The sequence below is a fragment of the Pseudonocardia petroleophila genome, assembly GCF_014235185.1.
GTDB classification, from domain to species: Bacteria; Actinomycetota; Actinomycetes; order Mycobacteriales; family Pseudonocardiaceae; genus Pseudonocardia; species Pseudonocardia petroleophila.
Genome location: NZ_CP060131.1, coordinates 2,946,948 through 2,969,067, shown reverse-complemented (window position 1 = coordinate 2,969,067; position 22,120 = coordinate 2,946,948). Strand labels below are relative to the sequence as shown.

Here is a 22,120-nt window from a genome sequence, read left to right as displayed (position 1 = left end):
CAGGCGCTACCGGGGCCCGGCGCCGCAGTCGACCCACCGGCCCCCGGCCCCCTCGACCTCCGGGAGCGAGCGCCGGACCTCCGGCAGCAGGTCGGAGACGAACAGCAGCACCGTCCGCGGTCCGGCGGCGAGCAGCTCGGCGGGCGGGACGATCGGGATGTCGGTGCCGGGCATCCGGCAGCCGTGCTTGGCCGGGGAGGCGTCGGCCACCGCGGGCAGGTCGCCCGCGTCCAGCCCGGCCAGGTGCACCAGCGCCACCGCGCGGGAGGCCGCGCTGTAGCCGAACGCGGGCGCGCCGGTGGCGCGGCAGCCGTGGACGAGGTCGCGCAGCCCCGCGGTCGACCGCAGCACGGCCGTCTGCAGCGCGCCCACGACCCCGGGGTCCAGCACCCCCGCCGCGGTCTCCGCCGCCACCAGGTCGGCGACGGACGCCGCCGGCACCCCGCCGCGGCGCGCCACGACCAGGACGGTGCCCCCGTAGAGCGGGAACCACAGCGCGTCGGTGACCACCAGGCCCGCGCGGGCGAGCATCCCGACGACCGCGGGCGTCGAGTAGTAGGCGTAGTGACCCAGCCGGACGGCGTTCCACTGCCCGTCCCCGACGATCGCCGCGAGCGAGTGGAAGCCGAACAGCAGCACCCCGTCCGGGGCGACGGCGGCGACGAGCCGGTCGAGCGCCTCCCGCTGGCGGGGTTCGTGCATCAGCCCGAACGTCGCGTCGACGACGACGTCGGCCGCCGCGCCCCCGGGGGCGGGACGCAGTCCCAGCTCCGTGAGCTCGGGCAGCCAGGACCCGCCGTGCGGGGTGGCCCCCTCCACGACGGTGGCACCCGCGGGCAGCAGCCCCATCGCCCGCACGGCGGCGATCGCGTCGGCGCGCTGGCGGGCCAGTGCCGCGGGCTCGGTGCCGACCGGCTCGTCGGGCAGCACGGCGTCGTCGGCCAGCTGGGCGAGACCGCACGCGCGGCACAGCCACAGGCGCAGCGGGAAGACCGGCTCCGGCCCCGGGTCGTCGAGCCGGGGGAAGTACTCGCAGGCGGGCTGGTCGCCGAGGTCCAGGACGAGGTCGCCGGAGGTCGCGGCGCACGAGCGGCAGGGGCTCACCGGCACACCTGCTCCCGGGGCGCGAGGGCGCCCGACCGGTGCATCCGGTGGTGCACCACCAGGACCCCCGTGCTGTACGCGAGCCCGGCCGTCACGCTCGCCACACCGGCCCCCACCAGCCCGAACTCCGCCGTCAGCACCACCACCGCCAGGATCGAGAGCGCGGCGCTCACGGCCCGGCCCAGCCACAGCTGCCGCATCCGCCCCGCCGCCTTGACCGCCTGGCCGAAGCCGAAGCTCACCGCCATCAGGACGTACTGCAGCGCGATCAGGCGGGTGACGGTGGCCGCCGGGGCGAACTCGGCCCCGTAGACCACCCGCAGCACCGGCTCGGCCAGCGCGGCGACGAGCCCGCAGTAGACGACCGTGACCGCCAGGACGACCGCCGTCAGCGAGCGGGCGTAGGACCGCAGGCCCGCGGCGCCGCCCTCGCGCAACCGGCGGACCGACTCGGGCAGCCCGATGTTGCCCCCCGCGATGAAGACGACCACCACGGGCCCGATCAGGCCCATCCCGGCGCGGAAGTACCCGAACTGCGCGGTGCCCAGCAGCACCGGGAGCAGCAGGAGGTAGCCCTGGTCGGCCGGGAAGGACGTGCCGAACTCGGCGACGAACCACCGGCTGCGCGGCCAGAGCGCCCGCAGGTGGGGGACGGCCCCGCGCACCGTCGGCCGGATCCTCAGCAGCCGGACCCCGACGATCGCCCCGACGGTGGCCCCCAGCCCCCACGCGGAGATGAACGCCGTCGTGCTGCGCACCCCGCCCAGGTAGAGCGCCAGCGACGAGGCGACCTGGACGACGGCGAACGCGGCGTCGCTGAGCAGTGCCTGGTCGGGCCGGCGCAGCCGGAACGCCATCGACCGGCAGTAGTCCTGGGCCAGCAGGCTCGGGATCCACACCGCCACGGCCAGCAGGGCCGCGGTGCCCACCCCGGCCAGGTGCATGACCACCCCGACGGCCGCGATCCCCGTCGCGGCGACCAGCCCGACCACGAGCGCGGAGAGCAGTCCCTCCGGCAGGTTCGCCCCGGCGCGGCCGGTGGCGTCGCCGACCGTCATCGGCTCGGTGACCAGCGCGCGGTTGAGGCCGACGACCGCCAGCCACACCAGGAACGCGATGCCGAAGGTGCCGAGCCCGTCCGCCCCGCTGGCCCGGGCGATGAGCATGCCGAGCAGGAAGTTGGACGCGGAGGAGACGACCTGGTCCACCAGGGTCACCACCGCGCGCTCCGCCGCGCGGTGCCGGAACCGGCCGACGAGGTCCCGGCGGTCGGCCGGTGCCACGTGCCTAGCCATGCCCGCGACCAGCGGCGCGGCACCCGGCCCGGCAGTGCCTCATGCGCCACTCCCTGAGCCCGGGCCCGGCGGCCTCCCACCCTCGCGATCAGGGGTGGGGTCGTCCCCGGGGCACCCGGCGTTACCCGGAACGGGGACGCGGCGTCAGCCCGGCGCGCGCTCCGCGAGACCCAGGGCGTACTCCGGCCACCACTGCCCCGCCACCGGCTCCCCCGGCCGGCACGCCCCGTCCGACTCCCCCACCCGCTTGATCCACAGGTACCCGTCGACGACCGGGTCGCCCGTCTCCAGGGTCGGGGCGCGGCCCAGCGCGCGGCCGGGCGGGTTGCAGAAGCTCGGGCCGCCGTCGACGAACTCCTCGGGGACCCGGCCGTTGCCGTTGCGGCCCGAGTCGACGACGAAGTGGGCGCCGTCGAGCCGGGCGGAGATCTCCTTGCCGAACGCGACGACGTCGGCGTCGGGCCAGAAGTTGGCGACGTTGAGGGCGAACCCGTCGGCCGCGCCGACCCCGCTGGCGCGCAGGGCGCCCGCCAGGGCGTCGACGTCGCTGATGAAGCCGGGGTTGCCGGCGTCGAGGTAGACGGTGACCTCGCCCGCGGCCTTGAGGACGGTGACCGCGTCGGCGAGCAGCTCCGCGCGCCCGGCCCCCGACCCGGCGCAGCCGGCGAGCTCGTGCGGCACGGCGTCGGGCTCGAGGACCACCGTGGCCGGGCCGTCGCGCAGCTCCGCGGCGACCTCCCGGATCCACGCCCGGTAGTCCTCCGCGTCGGCCGCCCCGCCGCCGGAGAAGCTGCCGCAGTCGCGGTCGGGCACGTGGTAGGGCACCAGCAGGGGGGTCTGCCCCACCTCCCTGACCCGCGCCACGTACCCGGCGACCTGCGCCGCGACCTGCCCGGTGGGGGCGGTCAGCCACTGCGGGACCGGCTGGGCGGCGATCCGGTCGAGCAGGGCGGCGTCGTCCGTGCGGCCCTGCGCCGCGAGCTCCCGCGCCTGCACGGCGGCCGCGGACTCCGGGTCGACGTAGAAGCCGGTGGGCGAGGGCAGCGCGACCGGCGCGGGCACGGAGCTCGCGCAGGCCCCGAAGAACAGGGCGGCGGAGGCGAGCAGCAGTGCGGGCGCGGCGCGTCGTCGGCGGGGCACGGGTGATTCTGGCACCGGCTACCCGGCCCCCACCGCACGGTCCACCGTTCGTGGGCCCGTCACGACACCTGCACCCACCGCGCCGTCGACGGCGTGCCGTCGGCGTCGAGCAGGAACAGCATGTAGTAGCCCGACGGCACCAGCGTCTCGGCCGCGGGGACGGCCAGGTCGAGCCCGCCGTCGGTGCGGGCGGTGATGTCGAGCGCCACGGAGCGCTGCTCGGTGTCGGTGCCGTGGGTGACCGCGCTCGGCCGGATCAGCCGGGCCCCGGTGACGGCCGCGGCCTGGGGCGAGGACACCGTCATCGTGGTGCCGCGGCCGACCCCGGCGGGGGCGTCGGTGATCTCCGGCCGCCCGTCGCCGCGGAACAGGTACGGCGGGGTGAAGATCTCCAGTCGCCGCTCGAACCGGCCGGGCGTGGTGTTCTCCGCGTCCCGGAACAGCGGGTTCGAGCCGAGCGTCATGACGCGGCCGTCGGGCAGCAGGAGCGCCTCGGAGTGGTAGTCGCGCCCGACCGTCGGGTCGGCGACGTCGGTCAGCGCACCGTCGGTGTCGAGGGTGTAGGCCTCCAGGATGTCGCTCTGCCCGTTGCCGCGGTAGCCCACCGAGCCGCCGGTGATCAGGGTGGTGTCGTCGGGCAGCTGCACCAGGTTCGGGTAGCGGGTGCCCTGCGGCAGGTCGGTGGCCGGGGCGAACGCCGGCTCCGGCGCGTCGAGGTCGATGACGTCGATGCGCCCGGTGGAGCGCTCGGAGTCCCCGACGCCCCCACCGCCGACGACCATGATCCGCTGGTCCTGCACCGGCCCGAGCCACGACGAGGCGCTGGTCTCGAGCTGGTCGGTGTCGCGCAGGCCGGGCACGGGGGTGAGCACGTTCTCGTCGAGGTCCCAGAAGGCGGGGTCGCGGCCGCGGTCGTCGGGGCCGTACCCGGCGTTGGAGCCGGAGTAGAACAGGTCGCCGCCCGAGGTCCCGAACAGCGCGGGATAGGTCGGGAAGTACTGCCGCAGGTCCGGGCGCTCGGTCCAGGTCCGCGTCGCCGGGTCGTAGGTCTCGTTCTGCCCGTCGAGCACCTCCCCGGTGCCGTCCAGCCCCGACACCGCGATGACGCCGCCGCCGGGCAGCCCGGCGAGCGTCGGGTACCAGCGCGGGTGGACCAGGTCGCCGACGCGGACGTACTCCTCCGCGACCGGGTCGAACTCGTAGGTGTCGACAATGCCCTGGAACTCCTGCTTGTCGAACGTCGTCGACTGCGTCAGCCCGTAGACCTCGGTCGCCTCCTGCCCGACGACGCCGTCGACGGTGTAGTGGACCTGCGCGTCCGTGGCGTACTCCGGGCCCTCCTGCTCGGCCTCGACCCACACCCGTCCCTCGCTCGCGGTGACCGTGGTGGTCGTGCGGCGGCCCTGGCCGGTGGTGACCTTGTCGGCGGGCGGCAGCGTCAGGTCGGCGGTGCTGACGTAGCGCAGCCCCGCCTCGGACACGAACACCGTGCCGCGCGGCAGCTCGCGGGGGTAGTCGGGGTTCTCGTTCTTGACGAGCATCCCGCCCGCCGCCTTCGTGACGTCCTCGGCGAGCACCTCGTAGCGCTGGGTGCCGCCCGCGACGAGCAGGTTGCCGTTCGCGAGGAACGCGTGGCCGCCGCAGAACAGGTCCGACGGGGTGGGGACCAGGCTGGTGGCCCCGGTCGCCGGGTCGTAGAGCAGCGTGCTGAACGTGCCCGCGTCGAAGTGCTCCTGGTCGTTGCCGGAACCGGCGATGACCAGCAGCTTGCCGCTGGGCAGCAGCGCCGCGTGGATCGCGTTGACGCGCATGTCCGACGGCAGCTCGACGACGTCCCAGCGGCCGTACTGGCGCTGGTACTCCGGGCTGTTGACCAAGGCGTAGTGCCGGTAGTCGGCCACCAGCGCGACGGCGGGGGCGAAGTTGACCGCGACGAGCAGCGTCGGCACGGTGAGGACCAGGATCGGCCTGCGGAAGCGCAGGAGCAGCGCCACGGTGCGGCGCAGGGCGCGCATCACGACGCGGCCTCCTCGGAGACGGTGCGGCGGGTCTGCGCCGGCACGACGATCGGGACGGGGACGACCTCCTCGAGGTCGGGGCGGATCCGGCGGCGGCCGAGCCAGTGCACGACGGGGGCCAGGCAGATCAGCAGGACCATCATCGGCCAGAGCAGGACCTCGATCCGCAGGCTGCCGCGCAGGGCCGCGACGCACAGCGCCCCGCCCATCAGCGCGGCCCAGCACAGGTGCAGGCGAAAGGTCCACAGGCCGTCGACGCCCGCGGCGGCGCCCTTGGGCGTCACGACGAAGCGGGTCCGCCTGCCCAGCACGGTCTGCACCAGCGACGCCGCGAACAGCGGGGCGGACAGCAGGGACATGAAGATCCCGACCAGGCCGGGCGAGCCCTCGGTCTCCACCGGGCTGACGTTGTAGCGCCGGTTCCGGACGAAGATCCACAACTGGGCGAGCAGGACGTCGACGTAGAGCGCGAGCCAGATCGTCGGCGAGACGACCAGCCCGGTCGCCCCGACCACCAGGCACATGATCGCGTTGATCGAGCCGAGCACCCAGGACAACGCCATCGACGGGTAGAAGGTCATCAGCAGCAGGTAGTGCAGCCCGCGCCGCGGGGGCAGCCGCCGCGCCCGGCGCCAGAACACGCCGCCGAAGATCTCCAGCGTGCCGCGCGACCAGCGCAGCTGCTGGCCGAAGTAGTCGCCCCAGCTCGTCGGGCCCTCCCCGAGCGCGACGACGTCGGGCGTGTAGACCGAGTCCCACCGGCGTCCGGTGGCCGGGTTGCGCCGGGCGTGCAGCGCGAGGCCGGTGGCCATGTCCTCGGTGATCGAGTCCTGGATGCCGCCGATGCTGCGCAGGGCGTCGATGCGCACCGCGTTGTTCGTGCCGACCAGCATCGCGGCGCGGTGGGTGTTCGCCGCCCGCTGGATCAGGCTGTGGAAGGGGAACTGCTGCGACTCCGCGGAGCGCGCGATGAAGCTCTCGCTGTTGGCGTAGGCCTGCGGCCCGGCGACGAACGCGACGTCGGGGTCGCGGAAGTAGCCCAGCATCCGCTCGGCGTAGCTCGGGAGCGGCACGTGGTCGGGGTCGACGGAGAGGAACACGTCGTAGTCGTGGCCGTGGCGGTCGATCCAGGCGTTGTAGTTGCCGTGCTTGGTCCGCGCCCGGAACTCGCCCGCCTCGGTGTTGTACGCCGCCACGCCGTTGCGGCTGAAGTGGCGCACGCCGATCTCGCGGCACATCTGCGCGACGAACGGGTCGTCGCCCTCGTCGAGCAGCCAGACGTCGAGGGTGCCGGTGTAGCGGATCCGCAGCGCCGCCTCCAGCGTGGTCCGCACCATGTCGACGGGCTCCTTGCCCGGGACGATCGTGGTCAGGAACGCGACGCGCAGGTCACCGGCCGGCTCGATCGGCACCGGGTCGCGCACGATCACCGACGCGAGCGCCAGCGAGATCAGGTTGAGCAGCCGGAAGACCTCGACGACGGCGATCGAGGCGATCAGCACCACGTCGACGGGGGACGGCGTCTCCAGGTCCGCGACCCACGGGAAGTGGGCCGGGGTCAGCAGCCACGCCACGAACAGCATGTCGAACGCGACGACGAGGACACCGAGGAGTACCGTCCCGCTGCGGCGCCGCAGTCCGGCCTCGCGGTCGAGGCTGCGGTAGGTCACCCGGTACGGGTGGCCGGGCTTCAGCCGCGTCAGCGGTCCCGTGAGGGCGGAGAAGTCGCGGGCGCGCGAGCCGACGGCGTCGGCGATCTCTGTCATCAGGCATCACTCGTGTGGTGGACGCGGCGTCCGTGCGGCTGCACGGCGTATCCGACATCCGGCCCATCGGCCGCTCAGCGGCGTTCGTTACCCACATGGGCGACACCCGTACACGTGAAACCGTTCACCCTGCGTCCGTCCGGGGGGGTCACGCGGCGGTCGTCAGCCACGGCTCCCAGGACGGCAGGGGCTCGACCGCGAGCACCAGGATCCCGCCCGCCGCCCGGTTCGGCGGGCGCGGCACGAACGGCAGCGTCCAGCCCAGCTCGTCGAGCATGCGGTCGGCCTTCTTGGAGTTGCACGCCTTGCAGGCGGCGACGCAGTTGTCCCACGAGTGGACCCCGCCGCGGCTGCGCGGGACCACGTGGTCGATGGTGTCGGCGCGCCGGTCGCAGTAGGCGCAGCGGCGGCCGTCGCGGCGCAGGACGCCGGCGCGGGTCATCGGGACGGCCCGGCGGTAGGGGACGCGCACGTACCGGGACAGGCGCATCACCGACGGGGCGGGGAGCGTGAGGTTCTCGGAGTGGAACGCGCTGCCGACGGCGGCTTCCACGCACTCGGCCTTGCCGGTGAGCATCAGCACGACGGCGCGCTTGGCGGTGACGACCGCCAGCGGTTCGAAGGTGGCGTTGAGGAGCAGTACCCGGGACCCCGTCGGGATCACGCCCGGCATCGGCGCGATCCCCGGCACCTCCCCTGGCTCGGGGTCGGTACCGGTGGGGTCCGGTTGTCGATGCTTCACGCGACCACCTCCCTGGCGAATCAGACCATAGCGGGGGTGGGTTACGTAAGTGTGATATCGGCGCGGCGCCTCAGACGCGCGCCGGGGTGTCGGCGGCCAGGCGGGTGAGCAGGCCGTCGACCACCCGGTGGGACAGGCCGGTGCTGGAGTTCCAGCTCGTGACCTCCGGGTAGATCTGCGCGGTGGTGGCCAGCAGCAGGCGGGTGCCGGGCACCTCGGCCGCGGGCTTGGTGGCCGCGTAGCCCAGCGGGTACACCGGCTCCACGAAGGGCGCGGTGAACACCCGCACGTCGACGACGTCGTCGGCGGTGAGCACGTCGGGGTAGGTCGCGAGCAGCTGCGCGGTCCAGCGGCGGGCGATCTCCTCGGGGTCGGTGCGGTACAGCTCGCCGGTGCGGTCGCAGTAGTGCATCGCGTACGCCAGGTGCAGGCCGTCGACCGTGCCGGTGAGCGCCGACATCTCGATCACGCCGTCGAAGTCGGTGCCGGAGTGCAGGACGGGGGCCCAGTAGTGCCCGTCGAGCCCGCGCCGCAGGAAGAACAGCACGTTGACGACGCCCTGGTAGGCGAGCTGCACCGTCGGCAGCGCCGGGGCCAGCGCCGCGTCGGCGACGGCGCGCAGCGTGGGCAGGGGCAGCGTGGAGATCGCCCAGTCGGCCGTGATCCGCTCCCCCGACGCCAGATCGACGGTGACGCCGTCGGCACCCGCGGCCAGGGCCGCGACCGGGGCACCCGTGCGCACGGTGCCGCCGCCGGCCTCGATCGCGGCGCGCAGGGCGTCGATGATCGACTCGTAGCCGCCGGACGGGTAGCCGCGGACGGCCACGTTCTTCTCCCGGCCCAGCCGCTGCCAGATGTAGAGCGCGGGGACGTCGCCGAACTTCGCGCCGAACTTCGACCCCATCATCGGCGAGAAGATCCGCTCCCAGATGACCTCGCCGTAGAGGCGGCGCAGCCAGTCCTCGATGCGCAGGTTGTCGAGGTCCCGGCCCCTGCCGAGGAACCGCAGCAGGACCGACACCAGCCCGAACCGGATGCGCTGCAGGAACGTGAGCGGGGTGAAGCGCAGCAGGTCCAGGGCGGTGTTGAACGGGTGGCGCTCCCCCTCCACGACCATACCCATGTAGGTGGGCGCCCACGTCAGCGAGTCGGCCAGGCCGAGCTCGTCGAGCAGCGGGAGCAGGTGCTCGTCACTGGGCATGACGCAGTGGTAGAACCGCTCGATCGTGCGGCCCTCGCGCTCGAAGAACGTGCCGAGCCCGCCGAGCTGGTCGGACGCCTCCAGCAGCGTGACGCCGACGCCGGCGCGGGTGAGACGGTGCGCGGCGGCGAGACCCGAGATCCCGCCGCCCACGACGACGACGTGCGCCACGACGTCAGAGCGCCCGGTACGGCGCGGGCGCGAGGCGGTCGCGCACCAGCAGCTTCACGTACTGGCCGATGGTCCGCTTGAGGCGCAGCTTGCTCGCGCCCTGCTTGCGGTCGTACTGGAGCACGAGCGGCACCTCCGCGATGACGGGGTTGCAGTGTCGCAGCTTGAGCAGCAGCTCGACCATGCAGGCGAACCCCTGCTCCTCGACGAGGCGCTCGCCCCAGTGCTTGGCCGCGCGGGCCAGGACGCTCACGCGGTAGGCCCGGAAGCCGCTGGTGAAGTCGTTGACGCCCTCCACGCGCAGCGCGCTGCGGAAGGTGACCGCGGCACCGCGGGAGAGCAGGCGCCGGAACGGCGGGGCGGTGGAGTCGTCGCCGCCCTCGACGAACCGCGAGCAGATGACGACGTCGGCGCCGGCGTCGAGGCCGTCGTGCAGGACGCGGATCATCCCGGGGTCGTGGGTGTCGTCGGCGTCCATGACGACCACGAAGTCGTCGGGGTCGGCCGCGGCGAGCACCGCGCGGATCCCGGACTGCACGGCCTGGCCCAGCCCGAGGTTCTGCGGGTGCGAGACCAGCCGCACGTCGAGCCCGGGCTCCCCGGCGGTGGCGATCTCGGCGGTGCGGTCGGCCGAGCCGTCGTCGATGACCCACGCGACGAGCCGTTCGGTGCGGGCGGTCTGCGCCAGCCGGGTGAGCAGCGCGGGGAGCGAGCCCTCCTCGTTGTAAGCGGGGAGCACGACGTGGGCCACCCCGCCCGCCGGCGGGGTGGGCGCGGGCGCCTCGGGCGCGGGGGCCTGCGCGGGAACGATCGGCGCGGGCACGAACAGCTGTTCGGTCAAAGCGTGTCACCCGTTCGGGACGAGGATGGTCACCATCAGTGATGTCATGGGAGGCCTCGTCCCCCCGTCTGCCCGCGTTACACACCGGTGCTGATCATCAGTAGAGCTGACGTCAACTGGGCGACTTTCCGCAGGTCAGTCGCAGACATTGGCAAAGGAACCTTTATGCTCCCGAGACCAGAGTCACACCGGGCTAACACCTACCTGCGCGCGGACGAGCATTCCCACGACAGATCGCTCGCCATCGGCGGCGAGTGTTCACCCGAATGAACACGCAAGTCATGCACGACATGACTGCACGTGATCAGCACGTGGCCCGCGACGAGGGAGAGCGACGAGTTGACGACCACCGAGCGGACGATCGGGCCCCGTGGTGTCCCGGTCGCTCCCGGGCGCGCCTCCCTCCACGTGTCCGCGCGCGCCGCGTCCGCACCCGCCACCCCCGCGCGCGCCGCGTCCGCGCCCGCCACCGCCGCGCCCGCACCCGCCGCTCCCGCGGCCGCCGCCCCACCCGCCGACGCCCCACCCGCCGACGCCCCGCCCGCCGACGCCCCGCCCGCGGACCTCCCGCCCGCGGACCTCCCGACCGCCGACGTCCGGCCCGCGGTACCGGCCACCCCCGCGGTGCCGGCCGCCCCCGCGGTGCCGGCCGTCCCGGCGACACCGGCCGTCCGCACGACACCGCTCGCACCCGCCGCGCCCGCCCGCCCCGGCCGCCCGCTCGACGAGCGCGTCAGCGGCGTCGCCGTCCTCCTCGTGGTCACCGACCTCGCCGCGATCGCGGCCGCGCTGCTGCTCGCCGGTCCCGGCCGGGGCTGGGCGCTGGCCGTGGGCGGCACGCTCTTCGCGGTCCGGACCGGCGCCCGCCTCTACCGCCGCCGCCTGTGGCTGTCCTACTACCACGACCTCCCCCGCTGCATCGCCGCAGACGCCGCGTCCTTCGGCCTGGTCGCGGCCCTGGCCGTCGTGCTCGGCGAGCACGACAGCACCATCCGCACGGTCGGCGTGACCGTGCTGCTGTTCTTCGTCATCGGCGCGGTGCCGCGGGCCGGGGTGCTGCAGGTGGCCCGCTGGGCCCGTCGCCGGTTCGGTCGTGGCGAGCGCGCGATCGTGCTCGGCACGGGCACCCTCGGCGTCGACCTCGTCCGGTCGATGCTCGACCAGCCGGAGTTCGGCCTGCTGCCCGTCGGGTTCATCGACCCGTCCCCGCCCGCCGACTCCGCGAGCCTGCCGGTGCCGCTGCTGTCCGGCAGCCTGCACGACGCGATCGTCGCGGAGCGCGTCGGCGTGATCGTGCTGGCCTACACCAACGCCACCGACGCCCAGATCGTCGACGCCGCGATCACCGCCCACAGCCAGGGCGCGACGATCCTCATGGTCCCGCGGATGTGGGAGCTCTACTCCGACTCGGCCGACATCGAGCGGCTGCGCGGGTACCCACTGGTCCGCGTGGCCTCCGCCCCCACCGAGCGGCCGAGCTGGTGGGTCAAGCGCGGCCTCGACTCGCTGCTCGCCGCCGTCGCGCTCGTGCTGTGCTCGCCGCTGCTGGCCGCGGCCGCGATCGCGGTCGTCGTCGAGAGCGGGCGCCCGATCCTGTTCCGGCAGGAGCGCGTCGGACTCGACGGCCGCACGTTCCCGCTGCTCAAGCTGCGCAGCATGCGCCCGGCCGACGAGACCGAGTCGCAGACCCGGTGGAACATCGCGGGCGACCCGCGGATCGGCCCGGTGGGCCGGGTGCTGCGGCGCACCTCGATCGACGAGCTCCCCCAGCTGTGGAACATCCTGCGCGGCGACATGAGCCTGGTCGGTCCGCGCCCGGAGCGGCCCGGCTTCGTCGCCGAGTTCTCCCAGGTCCACGACCGGTACTGGGCGCGGCACCGGGTGCCGGCCGGCCTCACCGGGCTGGCCCAGGTGAACGGGCTGCGCGGTGACACCTCGATCGCGGACCGGAGTCGTTATGACAACTACTACATCGCCAACTGGTCCCTGTGGCTGGACCTGAAGATCCTGCTGCTGACCGTGCGCGAGGTCTTCCGGTCGGGGCAGCACTAATGACGACGCAGGAACGACCCTCCGACACCCCGGACGTCGTGGTCGGTCAGGCTCCCCCGGCCACCGGGGCGGCGCGCCGGTCCTCCCGCTGGTACGTCCCCGCCTTCGACGGCCTGCGCGGCGTGCTCGCGGTGACCGTGATGTGGGTGCACGCGGGCTTCCCGGGCAACGTGCTGTGGCTCGCCATCCCCGTGTTCTTCGTGATGAGCGGCTTCTTCATCGTCAAGATCCTGCTCGGGCGCCCGCCGGAGGGGAAGGTCGCCGGGATCCGCGCGTTCGTGCGCAACCGGGCGCTGCGGCTGCTGCCGCTCTACGTGGCCCTGTGCCTGTTCCTGACCTTCCTGGGCCTGGTGTTCGACCGGCCGGAGTCCATCCGCGGCGACCTGCCGTGGCTGTGGACCGCCACCTACGACTTCCGGCTGATCAGCGCGGGCTGGAACGCCGACATGTACAAGCACGTGTGGTCGGTGGCCGTGGAGATCCAGCTCTGCGCGCTCGCCGCGGTCGCCGCGCTGGTGCTGACCCGCCGCGGGCTCCGCACCTTCCTGGTCGTGCTGGTGCTGGGCGGCCCGCTGCTGCGGCTGGGCGTCGGGATGCTGCTCGTCCACGCGGGCGGGCTCGACTTCGACTACATGATCGAGGTCATGCAGGGCCTGCCGTTCGGCTACGTCGACGCGTTCGCCATGGGCGGCCTGCTCGCCTACCCGGAGATCTTCCGGCGGCTGCCGTCGACCCGCACGCTCGTCGTCGGGGCGGTGGTGCTGGTCGGGTCGATCAGCGCGGTGCAGGTCGTCGTCGCCGCGGTCACCGGTGCCCCGTTCCCGCTGTGGCGCTCCTGGGCGATCGCGTTCCCGATCGACCACGGCTGGCTCTGGGGCTACTCGCTGCTCGGCCTGCTGTCCGTGCTGATGCTCGTGGTGGTCACCCGCGGCGCCGGCCCGCTGCCGCGGCTGCTGGAGAACCGGGTGCTGATCTGGCTGGGCGAGCGCTCCTACAGCATCTACCTGCTGCACATGCCGATCTTCCTGATCGGGCACCGCCTCGCCGGCTACGACCCCTCGGTCCCGGCCCAGCTCGGGATCTTCCTCGGGTGCGGCACGCTCGCCGTCGCCCTGTCGGTGGTCACGTTCCGCTGGATCGAGCTGCCGTTCCTGCGGATGAAGGGCCGTACCCGTACGGCGGCCGCCTGATGGCGATCCGCCTGCGGAACGACCCGGTCGCGCCGGCGGCGCCGGTCCGCCTCGCCCCGGTCGCGCTGGCCTGGACCGCGCTCGCCGTCGTCGCGTCCGGGCTGGTCCTGCTGCCCTACTACGGCGACCAGGCCCTCTACGCGGTGATCGGGCGCGACGTCGTCGCCGGGCGGGTGCCCTACACCGGCATCTGGGACATCAAGCAGCCCGGCATCTTCCTCTGGTACGGCGCCGTCGACGCGGCGTTCGGGCCGTCGACCGTCGTGACCCGGGTCCTCGACGTCGGTGTCGCCGTCCTCACCGCCGTGCTGGTCGGCCGCCTGCTGCGCGGGCGGGTCCGGCCCGCGGTGGGCCGGTGCATCCCGGTCGCGGGCGCCGCCGTGCTGCTGCTCCCGGTGCGGGCGCTGGACCTCGGCCAGGTCGAGCAGCTCGCCGTCGCGCCCGCGCTGGCCGCCGTGGTGCTCGTCGTGCGCGGGCCGTCGACGGCCCGGGCGGTCGCGGCCGGGCTCTGCATCGGGGTCGTGGCGGTGCTGAAGCTGTGGGTGGCCGCCGTCCCGCTGGTCGCCGTCGTCGTCTGGCTGCTGGCCACCCGCCGGGCGGCCGCCCTCCCCGCCGTCGCGGCCGGGGCGGCGGTGCCGGTGCTGGCCGTCACCGGCTGGCTCGCCGTGGACGGGGCGCTCGGCGAGGCGCTGCACACGTGGTTCGTCGGCCCCGGCCAGGCGCTGGCCCAGGAGGGCGCCCGCCCGGTCGGACGGCTGGTCAGCGGGCTGGGGCGGTACGTGCTGGTCACCGCCCCCGTCCTGGTGCTGGTCGCGCTGCGGCTGCCCGCCGTGCGCCGCGACCGGGACCCGCTCGACCTGGCGCTGCTCGCCTGGGCCGGCACCGGCCTGCTCGTGGTCGGCGGGCAGCTGTGGTGGTCCTACCACTGGGTGCTGCTGACGCCCGCCCTGCTCGCGCTGGCCGCACGGCAGCTGTCCGAGCACCGCCCCCGGCGGCCGGCTCTCACCGCGCTCGCGCTCGCGGCCGTGCCGCTGCTCGCCGTCGGCGTCGCGTCTCCGGAACGGCCGATGGCCCTGGGCAACGGCTGGACCGCGGAGAGCCGGGCGGCGATCGCCGACCGGCTGGGGAGCGCGCCCACCGCCCGCTCCGAGCTGGCCGCGGCCGGGTTCGCCCCCGGGGACGGCCTCTACGTGCTGGGGGACCCGACCTACCAGCTCGTGGCGGACGCGCCCGTGCCGGTCCGGCTCAACGGCTGGACCCCCGAGCTCTTCACCGACGCCCAGTGGGACGAGCTCGGCGTCGACCTCGCGACCGCGCGCCCGACGTACGTGTTCCTGGAGAACATCTACGCCGAGATGGCCACCACCCGGGGTAACACGCTGCTCCGGATGCTCGATTCCCAGTACGAACAGGTACGCACCTCGGACGCCGGCGTCTGGTACCGCCTCACCGACCAGAACGAAGGGGACTGAACGTGCGGGTTCTGCATGTGAGCCAGCCGGTGGTGGCCGGAGTCGCGAACGTGGTGGCGGCGCTGGCCGCCGACCAGCACGAACGCGGCCACGACGTCCACGTGGCGTGCCCGGGGGGCGCCGGCCTCGCGGAGCGGGTCCGGGCGGCCGGGGCCGTGCACCACGCCTGGGCCGCGGTGCGCTCGCCGGGCCCCGCGGTGGCCGACGAGACCCGCCGGATCGCCCGGATCATCGCCGACGTCGACCCCGACGTGGTCGTGCTCCACTCGGCCAAGGCCGGGCTGGCCGGGCGGCTGGCGCTGCGCGGTGCGCGCCCGACCGTCTACGTGCCGCACGCCTGGTCGTTCGAGGCCGTGCGCGGCGCGGTGCGGACCCTGTCGACGGCCTGGGAGGTGCTGGCCGGGCGCTGGACCGACGTCGCGGTGTGCGTGAGCCGCGACGAGGCCGACCGCGGTGCCGCCGTCGGCGTCGGCTGCGCGATGGAGGTCGTGCCGAACGGGGTCGACACCGAGAAGCGGGTCCCCCGGCCCAGCGGGCCCGCGCGGGCCGAGCTCGGGCTGCCCGACGCCCCGACCGTGGTGTGCGTGGGCCGCCTCGCCGAGCAGAAGGGCCAGGACCTGCTGCTCGCCGCCTGGCCGGCCGTGCGCGCCGCGGTGCCGGCCGCGCGGCTCGTCCTCGTCGGCGACGGCCCGGAGCGCCCCGCCCTGGAGGCGGCGGCCACGCCGGGCGTGCAGTTCGCCGGGGACCGGTCCGACGTCGACACCTGGCTCGCCGCCGCCGACGCCGTCGCGATGCCCTCGCGCTGGGACTCCACCCCGCTCGCGTCGCTCGAGGCGATGGCCGCGGGCCGTCCCGTCGTCGCGTTCGACGTCGACGGCGTGCGCGCGACCTTCGGCGCGACCGGCACGGTCCTGCCCGTCGGCGACGTCACCGGCATGGCCGACGCGCTCGTCGGCCTGCTGCGGGACCCGGAGGGTGCCGCGGCGTCCGGCCGGGCCGCGCGCGAGCAGATCGTCGCCGTGGGCGACCTGCGCACCACCCTCAAGACCTGGGACGGGATCATCACGGGCGCGGCAGGCCCCGACCGCCGCCCGGCCCCGCCGTTGCGCGTCCGACCGGTCGAGCGTGGCCTGCTGCGCCTGCTCGCCGCAGGCGCGCTGCGCGACACCGACCTGGCGCAGGCCGACGGCCCGCGGGCCGCGGCGCTGTCCGTCCTCGGGGTCCCCGTGCAGCGCCCCGGCGTCTCCCCCGACGTCCTCGCCCGCCGCCCCGGCGCGGGCACCACCGGCGGCCCGCCGGTCAGCGTCGTCATGACCATCCTGGACGAGGGGCCCGCGCTCGCCGTCCTGGTCGACACCCTGCTCGGGCAGCTCTCCGACGGCGACGAGATCGTGGTCGTCGACGGCGGGTCCACCGACGGGAGCCTCGACGCGCTGCCCCGCCACCCCGCGCTGCGGGTGGAGACGGTGCCCGGCGCGGGCATCTCGGCCGGGCGCAACCACGGCATCCGCTCCGCCCGGCACGACGTGCTGGTCTGCACCGACGCAGGCTGCACGCCCGCACCCGGCTTCGTCGACGGCTTCCGCCGCGCGTTCGCCGGCCCGCGCCCGCCCGCGCTGGTGTCCGGGGTCTACGAGGTGCTCGCCCGCACCCCGCTGGAGCGGGCGCAGTCGCTGGCCTGCTACCCGCAGCCGGGCGAGGTCCGCCGGCCCGACCTGCTGGTGCGGCTCTACACCCGCGTCTTCGGCACCGGTTTCGACCCCCGCTTCGCCGTGGGCCGCTGCGTCGCCTTCACCCGGGCCGCCTGGGAACGGGCGGGCGGGTTCCCCGAGCACCTCGCGACCGGCGAGGACGTCGGCTTCGGGCTGGCGGTGGCGCGCGACGGCGAGTGCCTGACCACGACCGACGCGGTCGTCGGCTGGACCCAGCGCGACGGGCTGGCCGCGACCTGGCGGATGTACCGCGGCTACGGCCGGGCCAGCACCGACGGCGGTGACCGCCGCCTGCTGGTCCGCGACGGCGCACGCGGGCTCGCCTACCTCGTCGCCCCCGCGCTGCTGGCCTCCCCCGCGGGGCGCAGGCTGGTGGCCGCAGGCGGCGCCGCGTACCTGTCGCTGCCCGTGGTGCGCGCCGTGCGCGCCGGGGCCGGGCCCGCCGCGGTCGCGCTGCTGCCGGTCGCGCTGGCCACCAAGGACCTCGGCAAGGTCGCGGGGGCGCTGCAGGGCCTCGCGCGGCGGTGGCGCCGGTGAGCGCGCCGCGCACCGTGCTCATCGTCATGCCGTCGCTGTCCAGCGGCGGCGCCGAGCGGCACGGGGTCTGGATCGCCTCGGCCGTGGACCCGGCCCGGTGGACGCCGCACGTGCTCGCGTTCGGCGACGGCCCGCTGCGCGCCGAGCTCGACGCGGCGGGCATCGCCGTCGAGGTCGTGGCCCTGCCCGGCGGGCGCGCGAAGCTGCCCGCCGCGGCGGCCGCCGTCCGCGCGACGGTCGGCCGGGTCCGTCCCGCGCTGGTCACCGGGCACCAGATCCTCGTCGAGGTGGCGGTCCGGCTCGCGCTGCGCGGCCGGCCGCTGCCCTACCTCGCCTGGAAGCACACCTACGGCCACATCGGCCACCGCGGCCTGCGGGAGCGCCTGTTCGAGCGCGCCACCGGCGGCGCGGTCACCCGCTACGGCGCGGTCTGCCACACCCAGGTCCGCTACCTCACCGACGAGCTGCACCTGCCGGCCGACCGCATCTCCGTCGTGCCCAACGCCGTCCCGGTGCCGACCGGGCCCGCACCGCTGCCCGGCGGGCCGCCGACGGTGCTGATGGCCGCCGCGATGCGCGCCGACAAGGACCACGCCCTCGTCCTCGACGCCTGGCCCGCCGTGCTCGCCCGGCACCCCGGCGCCCGGCTGCTGCTGGCCGGTGACGGGCCGTGCCGCGCGGCGCTGCAGGCCCGGGCGTCGGGGCTCCCGGGCGTCGAGTTCCTGGGCGTGCGCTCCGACGTCGACGCCCTGCTGCGCCGCTCGCACCTCCTGGTGCTCGCCTCCTACGCGGTCGAGTGCTTTCCTTACGCCGTGCTCGAGGCGATGGCGGCAGGTCGGGGCGTGGTCTCCACCGACGTCGGCGGCCTCCCCGAGCTGGTGGACGACGGCGTCACCGGACGCCTGGTCCCGCCGCACGACCCGCGCGCACTGGCCGCCGCGCTGGCCGACGGCCTCGACGAGCCCGCGCCGTGGGGTGCCGCGGGCTTCGAGCGCGTCCGGCGGGTCTTCCCGCTCGACGCGTGGGCCGAGCGGGTCGCCGACCTGCTCGACGAGGTCGCCGGGCCGCTGCCCGTCCCCGCCCCGACCGATCTGAGGAGCTCGTCGTCGTGACCGTTCTGCGGCGCCTGCACGGCGCCACGTCCCGCACCGCCGCGATCCTGCTGGCGGTGCTCCTCGTGCTGGGGGTCGGCGCCGGCATCGTCGTCGAGCTGGTGCGCACCCCGCAGTGGCAGGCGAGCACCGACGCCCTGATCCGGACGTGGTCGGTGGAGTCGCTGCTGCTCACCGGCCAGCCGACGCCGGTGGAGACCGAGGACCAGGCCGACGCCGCGGTCGTCGCGGTGTCGCAGACAGTGCTGTCCCGCGCCGCCGAGGCGCTCGACGAGCCGGGCGGCTGGACCGAGCTGGCGGAGCGCGTCACCGCGGTGCCGGTGCCCACCTCGCACTTCGTCACGATCACCGCGACCGGCCGCGACGAGCAGACCGCGGTGCGCACCTCCGAGGCGGTCGCGACGGCGTTCGCCCAGGTCATGCGCGAGAACCTCACGGCGGCGGCGGACGGGCTCGTCTCCACCCAGACCGGCGAGGGCGACCCGGACATCCGGCTCCGCACCCAGCTGCTGACGTGGACGCTGCAGCCGATCCAGGTGTACCGGACCAGCCAGCCCGAGCAGCTCGTGCCCAGCACCCAGACGCCGGTGGCGCTCGGCGTCGTCGGCCTCGCGATCGGCGCGCTGGTCATCCTCGCGATGACGCTGCTGCGCCCGAGCGTCACCGGGGCCCGCGACGCGCAGCGCCTGCTCGCCCTCCCCGCGGTCGGCTTCGGCCCCGGCGGGGAGCCGGAGACCGCGCGGCTGATCGCCCGGCTGCTGGAGGTCAACCCCAAGGGCGCGCTGATGGTCGCCCCGGTCACCGCCGACGCCGAGAAGGCCGGGCTGCAGCTCGTGGAGTGGATCCGGCAGCGCAGCGACGACACCGACCGGGTCCAGCTCGTCGCCGAGCCCACCGGCGCCGTGCTCGCCGCGAAACCGCGCCGGGCCGACGTCGCCGCGCTCGTCCTCGTCGTGCCGGAGGGGACCCTGCGCCAGGACGTCTCCGACGCCGTGGCGCTGCTGTCGCCGTGGCGGGCCGTCGACGCCGTCGTCGTCACGGCATGAACGGCCGGGGATGACCACGACGGCCCCGCGCGGCGGGGCCCCGGTGCGCCGGCCGTCGGGCTCCGCGCGCTGGGCCACCCCCGCGGTCCTGACGGCCGCGATCGGGCTGCCGGTCGCGGCCGTGGCCGGGCTGCTGATCGTCGCGGTGCCCGCCGACGGCCCGCTGCTGGCGGCGCTGTTCGCCGTCGTGCTGGCCCTGGCGGCCGGGTCGGCGGTGCTGCTGCTGCGCAGGCCGTGGCTGGCCCCGTGGGGCGCGCTGTTCCTGTTCGCGACCTCGGCCGAGCTGCGGCTGCGCCTGTCCGACACCCTCGGCGTCGCCAAGGACGCCTACGTCGCGCTGCTGCTGGCGCTGGTGGTCGCCCACGTCGTGGCGCACCGGCCGGTGCTGGCGCGCCTGCGGCCGCTGGCCGGACCCCTCGCCGCGCTCGGGATCGTCGTCGGCCTCTACCTGCTCAACCCCGCGGGCGGGCACGGCACCGGCTGGCTGTTCGGGACCCGCCTGCTCCTGGAGGTGCTGGCGCTGCTGGCGATCGGGCTGCTCTGCGCGGCACCCGAGCGCACGACGGCCCACCTGGTGACGGCCATGACGGTGCTGCTGCCCCTGCAGGCCGCGTTCGCCTGGGTGCAGCAGTGGGCGGGTGCCGACGCGCTCGTGTTCGGCTGGGGCTACCGCTACGGCGCGCAGGTCCGGATGACCACCGACGGCGGCCTGCGCACCTCCGGCACGTTCGAGGACCCGTTCCAGCTCGCCGCTCTGGCGGTGCTCGGCCTGGCGCTGGCTCTGTTCGTGGCCTCGCGGCGGCAGGCCGTCGTGCTGGTCGTCGCGTCGGTGGCGGTGCTCGGGGCCACCTCGGTGCGCACCGCGATGATCCAGGTCGGGGTGCTGCTGGTGATCTGGGCCGTGCGCCGGGGGTGGTGGAAGCAGGCCACCGTGCTCGGCGTGCTCGCCGCCGTCGCGGGCATCGTCCTGCTGTCGGGCACCAGCACCGCGGTGCGGCCGGGTGCCCCGGAGGAGCCGCTGCTGCTCACCCTCAACGGCCGGTCGACGGCCTGGGCGCAGGCCGTGCAGGGGCCGGAGTCGTTCCTGGTCGGCAACGGGGTGGGGGCCCGCGGCATCGGGTCCACCCGGGAGGCGGAGCTGGTCTCCGCCGCCCCCGCCTACGACCCGACGTCCGCGCCCCCCGCCTCGTTCGCGGGCGACTCCGCGTTCCTGGACTCGGCGTACGCGCAGGTCCAGTCCGACGTCGGGATCACCGGGAGCGTCGCGTTCGTCGGCGCGTTCCTCGGGCTCGGCGCGGTGCTCGTCCGGCGCTGCCGCGACGGCTCGTCCGGCGCGGCCTGGGCCGGGCTCGGCGTGCTCGCGGTGTCGATGGTCGACTGGATCGGCCGGTCGTCGGTGGCCAGCTACACCACCGGCTTCCTGACGCTCTACCTGCTCGGGCTGCTGCTCGCCGCGTCCACCCCGCGGACCGCGGCGGACGCGTCGTGACCGCCGTCGCCCACGACGGGGGCCGCCTCGCCCGCCTCGGGCTGGCCGCCGCCATCGGCTCGCGGATCATCGGCCGGCTGGTCGGGATCGTGCTCGTCGTGCTGCTGGCCCGGCAGGCGGCGCCCGACACCGTCGCCGTCTACGGCTACCTGCTCGGCACCGCCACCCTCGTCGCCACGCTCACCGACCTCGGCGTCGCCGCCGTCGCCGGACGGGAGGTGGCCGCGGGCCGGCTGCCCGCCGCGCCCGCGCTGTGGGCGGCGCTGGGGCCACAGACGGTGTCCGTCGCGGCCGCGTGCCTGGTCACGGTCGGGCTCACGGTCTTCCTCGGCCCCGACGCCGTACCGCCGTCGGCGCTGGCCCTGACCGTCGCGTTCGTCGTCGCGGGCGGCTACGTCAACCTGTGGGCGGAGATGCTGCGGGCCACGGGCCGGGTGCTGCTCGAGGGCGCGCTGCAGGTGGGGTCGGCGTTCCTGCTGGTCGGCGGCGGCGTCCTCGTCGTCACCACCGGGGGCGACGCGACCCTGCTGCTGGTGGTCGTCGCCCTCAAGGAGCTGGCGCTGCTGCTGGTCATGGTGGCGCTGCTGCGCCCGAGCCGCGGCGCGGTGCGCAGCCGCGCGCTGCTCGGGCAGAGCCTGTGGCTCGCACTGGGCGGGATCGGGCTGGTGCTGCTGTGGCGGCAGGGCACGATCGTCGTCGGTGCGGTCGGCACGATCGGCGCGCTCGCCGCGTACGTCGTCGCCTCCCGGTTCCTCGACGCGGGCATCACCATCGCGCACACGGTCGGGTTCGGGCTGGTGCCCGGCATGTCGGCGCTGGCGGGCGACCCGGACGCGTTCCGCCGCGAGGGGCGCCGCTACCTCGGCCTCGCGGCCGCGGTCGGGCTCGTCGTCGCCGTCGCCGGGGTGCTGGCGGCGCGGCCGATCACCGTCGTGCCCTTCGGCGAGCGCTGGGCGGGCGTGGTGCCCGCGGTCCAGGTGATCGCGGCGTGCGCCGTGCCCATCCTCGTCTCCTACGTGTGCTGGACGCTGCTGCTGGCCCGCCGCCGGGTGCGGCGGCTCGCCGTGGCGTCCGGCTCCGCCGCCGTCACCGGCACCGCGGTGAGCGCGGCGCTCGTGGCCTGGCGGCCCGACGCCCTGTCCGCCGTGCTCGGCACGGCGGCCGGCGCGGTGGTGCTGGCCGTGGTCCTGCTGACCGGCGTGCGCGACGTCCTCGGCCCCGCCCGCCCCTGA

At 75.4% G+C, this 22,120-nt stretch carries 16 protein-coding genes; 8 read left to right on the top strand and 8 right to left on the bottom strand.

Annotation, left to right across the window (positions count from 1 at the left end; translation table 11 throughout):
• Positions 1-6 precede the first annotated feature (6 nt).
• The 8 genes from H6H00_RS14900 to H6H00_RS14865 all read right to left on the bottom strand — a co-directional run bounded on the left by H6H00_RS14900 (position 7) and on the right by H6H00_RS14865 (position 10,278).
• Positions 7-1,104 carry a class I SAM-dependent methyltransferase gene (locus tag H6H00_RS14900; RefSeq protein WP_185721835.1) on the bottom strand — a complete coding sequence of 366 codons (1,098 nt, stop codon included), beginning with the start codon at positions 1,102-1,104 and terminating at the stop codon, positions 7-9.
• The gene (locus H6H00_RS14895) at positions 1,101-2,399 is read right to left on the bottom strand and encodes an MATE family efflux transporter (protein WP_185721834.1); all 1,299 of its coding nucleotides are present in this window, start codon (positions 2,397-2,399) and stop codon (positions 1,101-1,103) included. Before H6H00_RS14895 ends, H6H00_RS14900 begins: the two co-directional genes overlap by 4 nt.
• 144 nt (positions 2,400-2,543) lie before the next feature.
• Positions 2,544-3,539: a glycoside hydrolase family 6 protein gene (locus tag H6H00_RS14890; protein WP_185721833.1), complete on the bottom strand. Its 996-nt coding sequence runs from the start codon at positions 3,537-3,539 to the stop codon at positions 2,544-2,546.
• Positions 3,540-3,598: 59 nt separating this feature from the next.
• A complete protein-coding gene (gene glxA / locus H6H00_RS14885) occupies positions 3,599-5,554 on the bottom strand; it encodes a radical copper oxidase GlxA (protein ID WP_185721832.1) in 1,956 nt (651 codons plus the stop codon).
• Entirely contained in the window at positions 5,554-7,323 is a 1,770-nt protein-coding gene (locus tag H6H00_RS14880; protein WP_185721831.1) for a glycosyltransferase family 2 protein, read from the bottom strand. The genes glxA and H6H00_RS14880 overlap by 1 nt, the downstream gene beginning before the upstream one ends.
• A 148-nt stretch (positions 7,324-7,471) precedes the next feature.
• Positions 7,472-8,065, bottom strand: coding sequence for an HNH endonuclease (locus tag H6H00_RS14875; RefSeq protein ID WP_255425761.1), 594 nt, complete (start codon positions 8,063-8,065; stop codon positions 7,472-7,474).
• 70 nt (positions 8,066-8,135) lie between these two features.
• Positions 8,136-9,437 (bottom strand): FAD-dependent oxidoreductase, encoded by a 1,302-nt coding sequence (locus H6H00_RS14870; protein ID WP_185721830.1) that lies wholly within the window; start codon positions 9,435-9,437, stop codon positions 8,136-8,138.
• A gap of 4 nt (positions 9,438-9,441) precedes the next feature.
• Positions 9,442-10,278, bottom strand: a complete 837-nt coding sequence (locus H6H00_RS14865; RefSeq protein ID WP_255425760.1) for a glycosyltransferase — start codon at positions 10,276-10,278, stop codon at positions 9,442-9,444.
• Between the two features lie 408 nt (positions 10,279-10,686).
• On the opposite strand from H6H00_RS14865, the gene H6H00_RS14860 reads away from it, so the two are divergent.
• The 8 genes from H6H00_RS14860 to H6H00_RS14825 are packed head-to-tail and all read left to right on the top strand — an operon-like array spanning position 10,687 to position 22,120.
• Positions 10,687-12,330: a sugar transferase gene (locus H6H00_RS14860; protein WP_185721829.1), complete on the top strand. Its 1,644-nt coding sequence runs from the start codon at positions 10,687-10,689 to the stop codon at positions 12,328-12,330.
• Positions 12,330-13,520 carry an acyltransferase family protein gene (locus H6H00_RS14855; RefSeq protein WP_185721828.1) on the top strand — a complete coding sequence of 397 codons (1,191 nt, stop codon included), beginning with the start codon at positions 12,330-12,332 and terminating at the stop codon, positions 13,518-13,520. The genes H6H00_RS14860 and H6H00_RS14855 overlap by 1 nt, the downstream gene beginning before the upstream one ends.
• Complete coding sequence (locus tag H6H00_RS14850) at positions 13,520-14,992, top strand: glycosyltransferase 87 family protein (protein WP_185721827.1); 1,473 nt, start codon at positions 13,520-13,522, stop codon at positions 14,990-14,992. The genes H6H00_RS14855 and H6H00_RS14850 overlap by 1 nt, the downstream gene beginning before the upstream one ends.
• Positions 14,993-14,994: 2 nt before the next feature.
• A complete protein-coding gene (locus tag H6H00_RS14845) occupies positions 14,995-17,241 on the top strand; it encodes a glycosyltransferase (RefSeq protein WP_185721826.1) in 2,247 nt (748 codons plus the stop codon).
• On the top strand, positions 17,238-18,353 hold the full coding sequence (locus tag H6H00_RS14840; protein WP_185721825.1) for a glycosyltransferase family 4 protein: 1,116 nt from the start codon (positions 17,238-17,240) through the stop codon (positions 18,351-18,353). The genes H6H00_RS14845 and H6H00_RS14840 overlap by 4 nt, the downstream gene beginning before the upstream one ends.
• On the top strand, positions 18,350-19,399 hold the full coding sequence (locus H6H00_RS14835; protein WP_185721824.1) for a YveK family protein: 1,050 nt from the start codon (positions 18,350-18,352) through the stop codon (positions 19,397-19,399). The genes H6H00_RS14840 and H6H00_RS14835 overlap by 4 nt, the downstream gene beginning before the upstream one ends.
• A gap of 10 nt (positions 19,400-19,409) precedes the next feature.
• Positions 19,410-20,888, top strand: coding sequence for a hypothetical protein (locus tag H6H00_RS14830; protein ID WP_185721823.1), 1,479 nt, complete (start codon positions 19,410-19,412; stop codon positions 20,886-20,888).
• Positions 20,885-22,120, top strand: coding sequence for a lipopolysaccharide biosynthesis protein (locus H6H00_RS14825; RefSeq protein WP_185721822.1), 1,236 nt, complete (start codon positions 20,885-20,887; stop codon positions 22,118-22,120). Before H6H00_RS14830 ends, H6H00_RS14825 begins: the two co-directional genes overlap by 4 nt.

Bases quoted from the DNA above. Each gene is read 5' to 3' on its own strand.
- H6H00_RS14880 (WP_185721831.1), bottom strand. From the start codon at position 7,323: ATGACAGAGATCGCCGACGCCGTCGGCTCGCGCGCCCGCGACTTCTCC.
- H6H00_RS14855 (WP_185721828.1), top strand. From the start codon at position 12,330: ATGACGACGCAGGAACGACCCTCCGACACCCCGGACGTCGTGGTCGGT.
- H6H00_RS14830 (WP_185721823.1), top strand. From the start codon at position 19,410: ATGACCACGACGGCCCCGCGCGGCGGGGCCCCGGTGCGCCGGCCGTCG.
- glxA (WP_185721832.1), bottom strand. From the start codon at position 5,554: ATGCGCGCCCTGCGCCGCACCGTGGCGCTGCTCCTGCGCTTCCGCAGG.
- H6H00_RS14895 (WP_185721834.1), bottom strand. From the start codon at position 2,399: ATGGCTAGGCACGTGGCACCGGCCGACCGCCGGGACCTCGTCGGCCGG.
- H6H00_RS14850 (WP_185721827.1), top strand. From the start codon at position 13,520: ATGGCGATCCGCCTGCGGAACGACCCGGTCGCGCCGGCGGCGCCGGTC.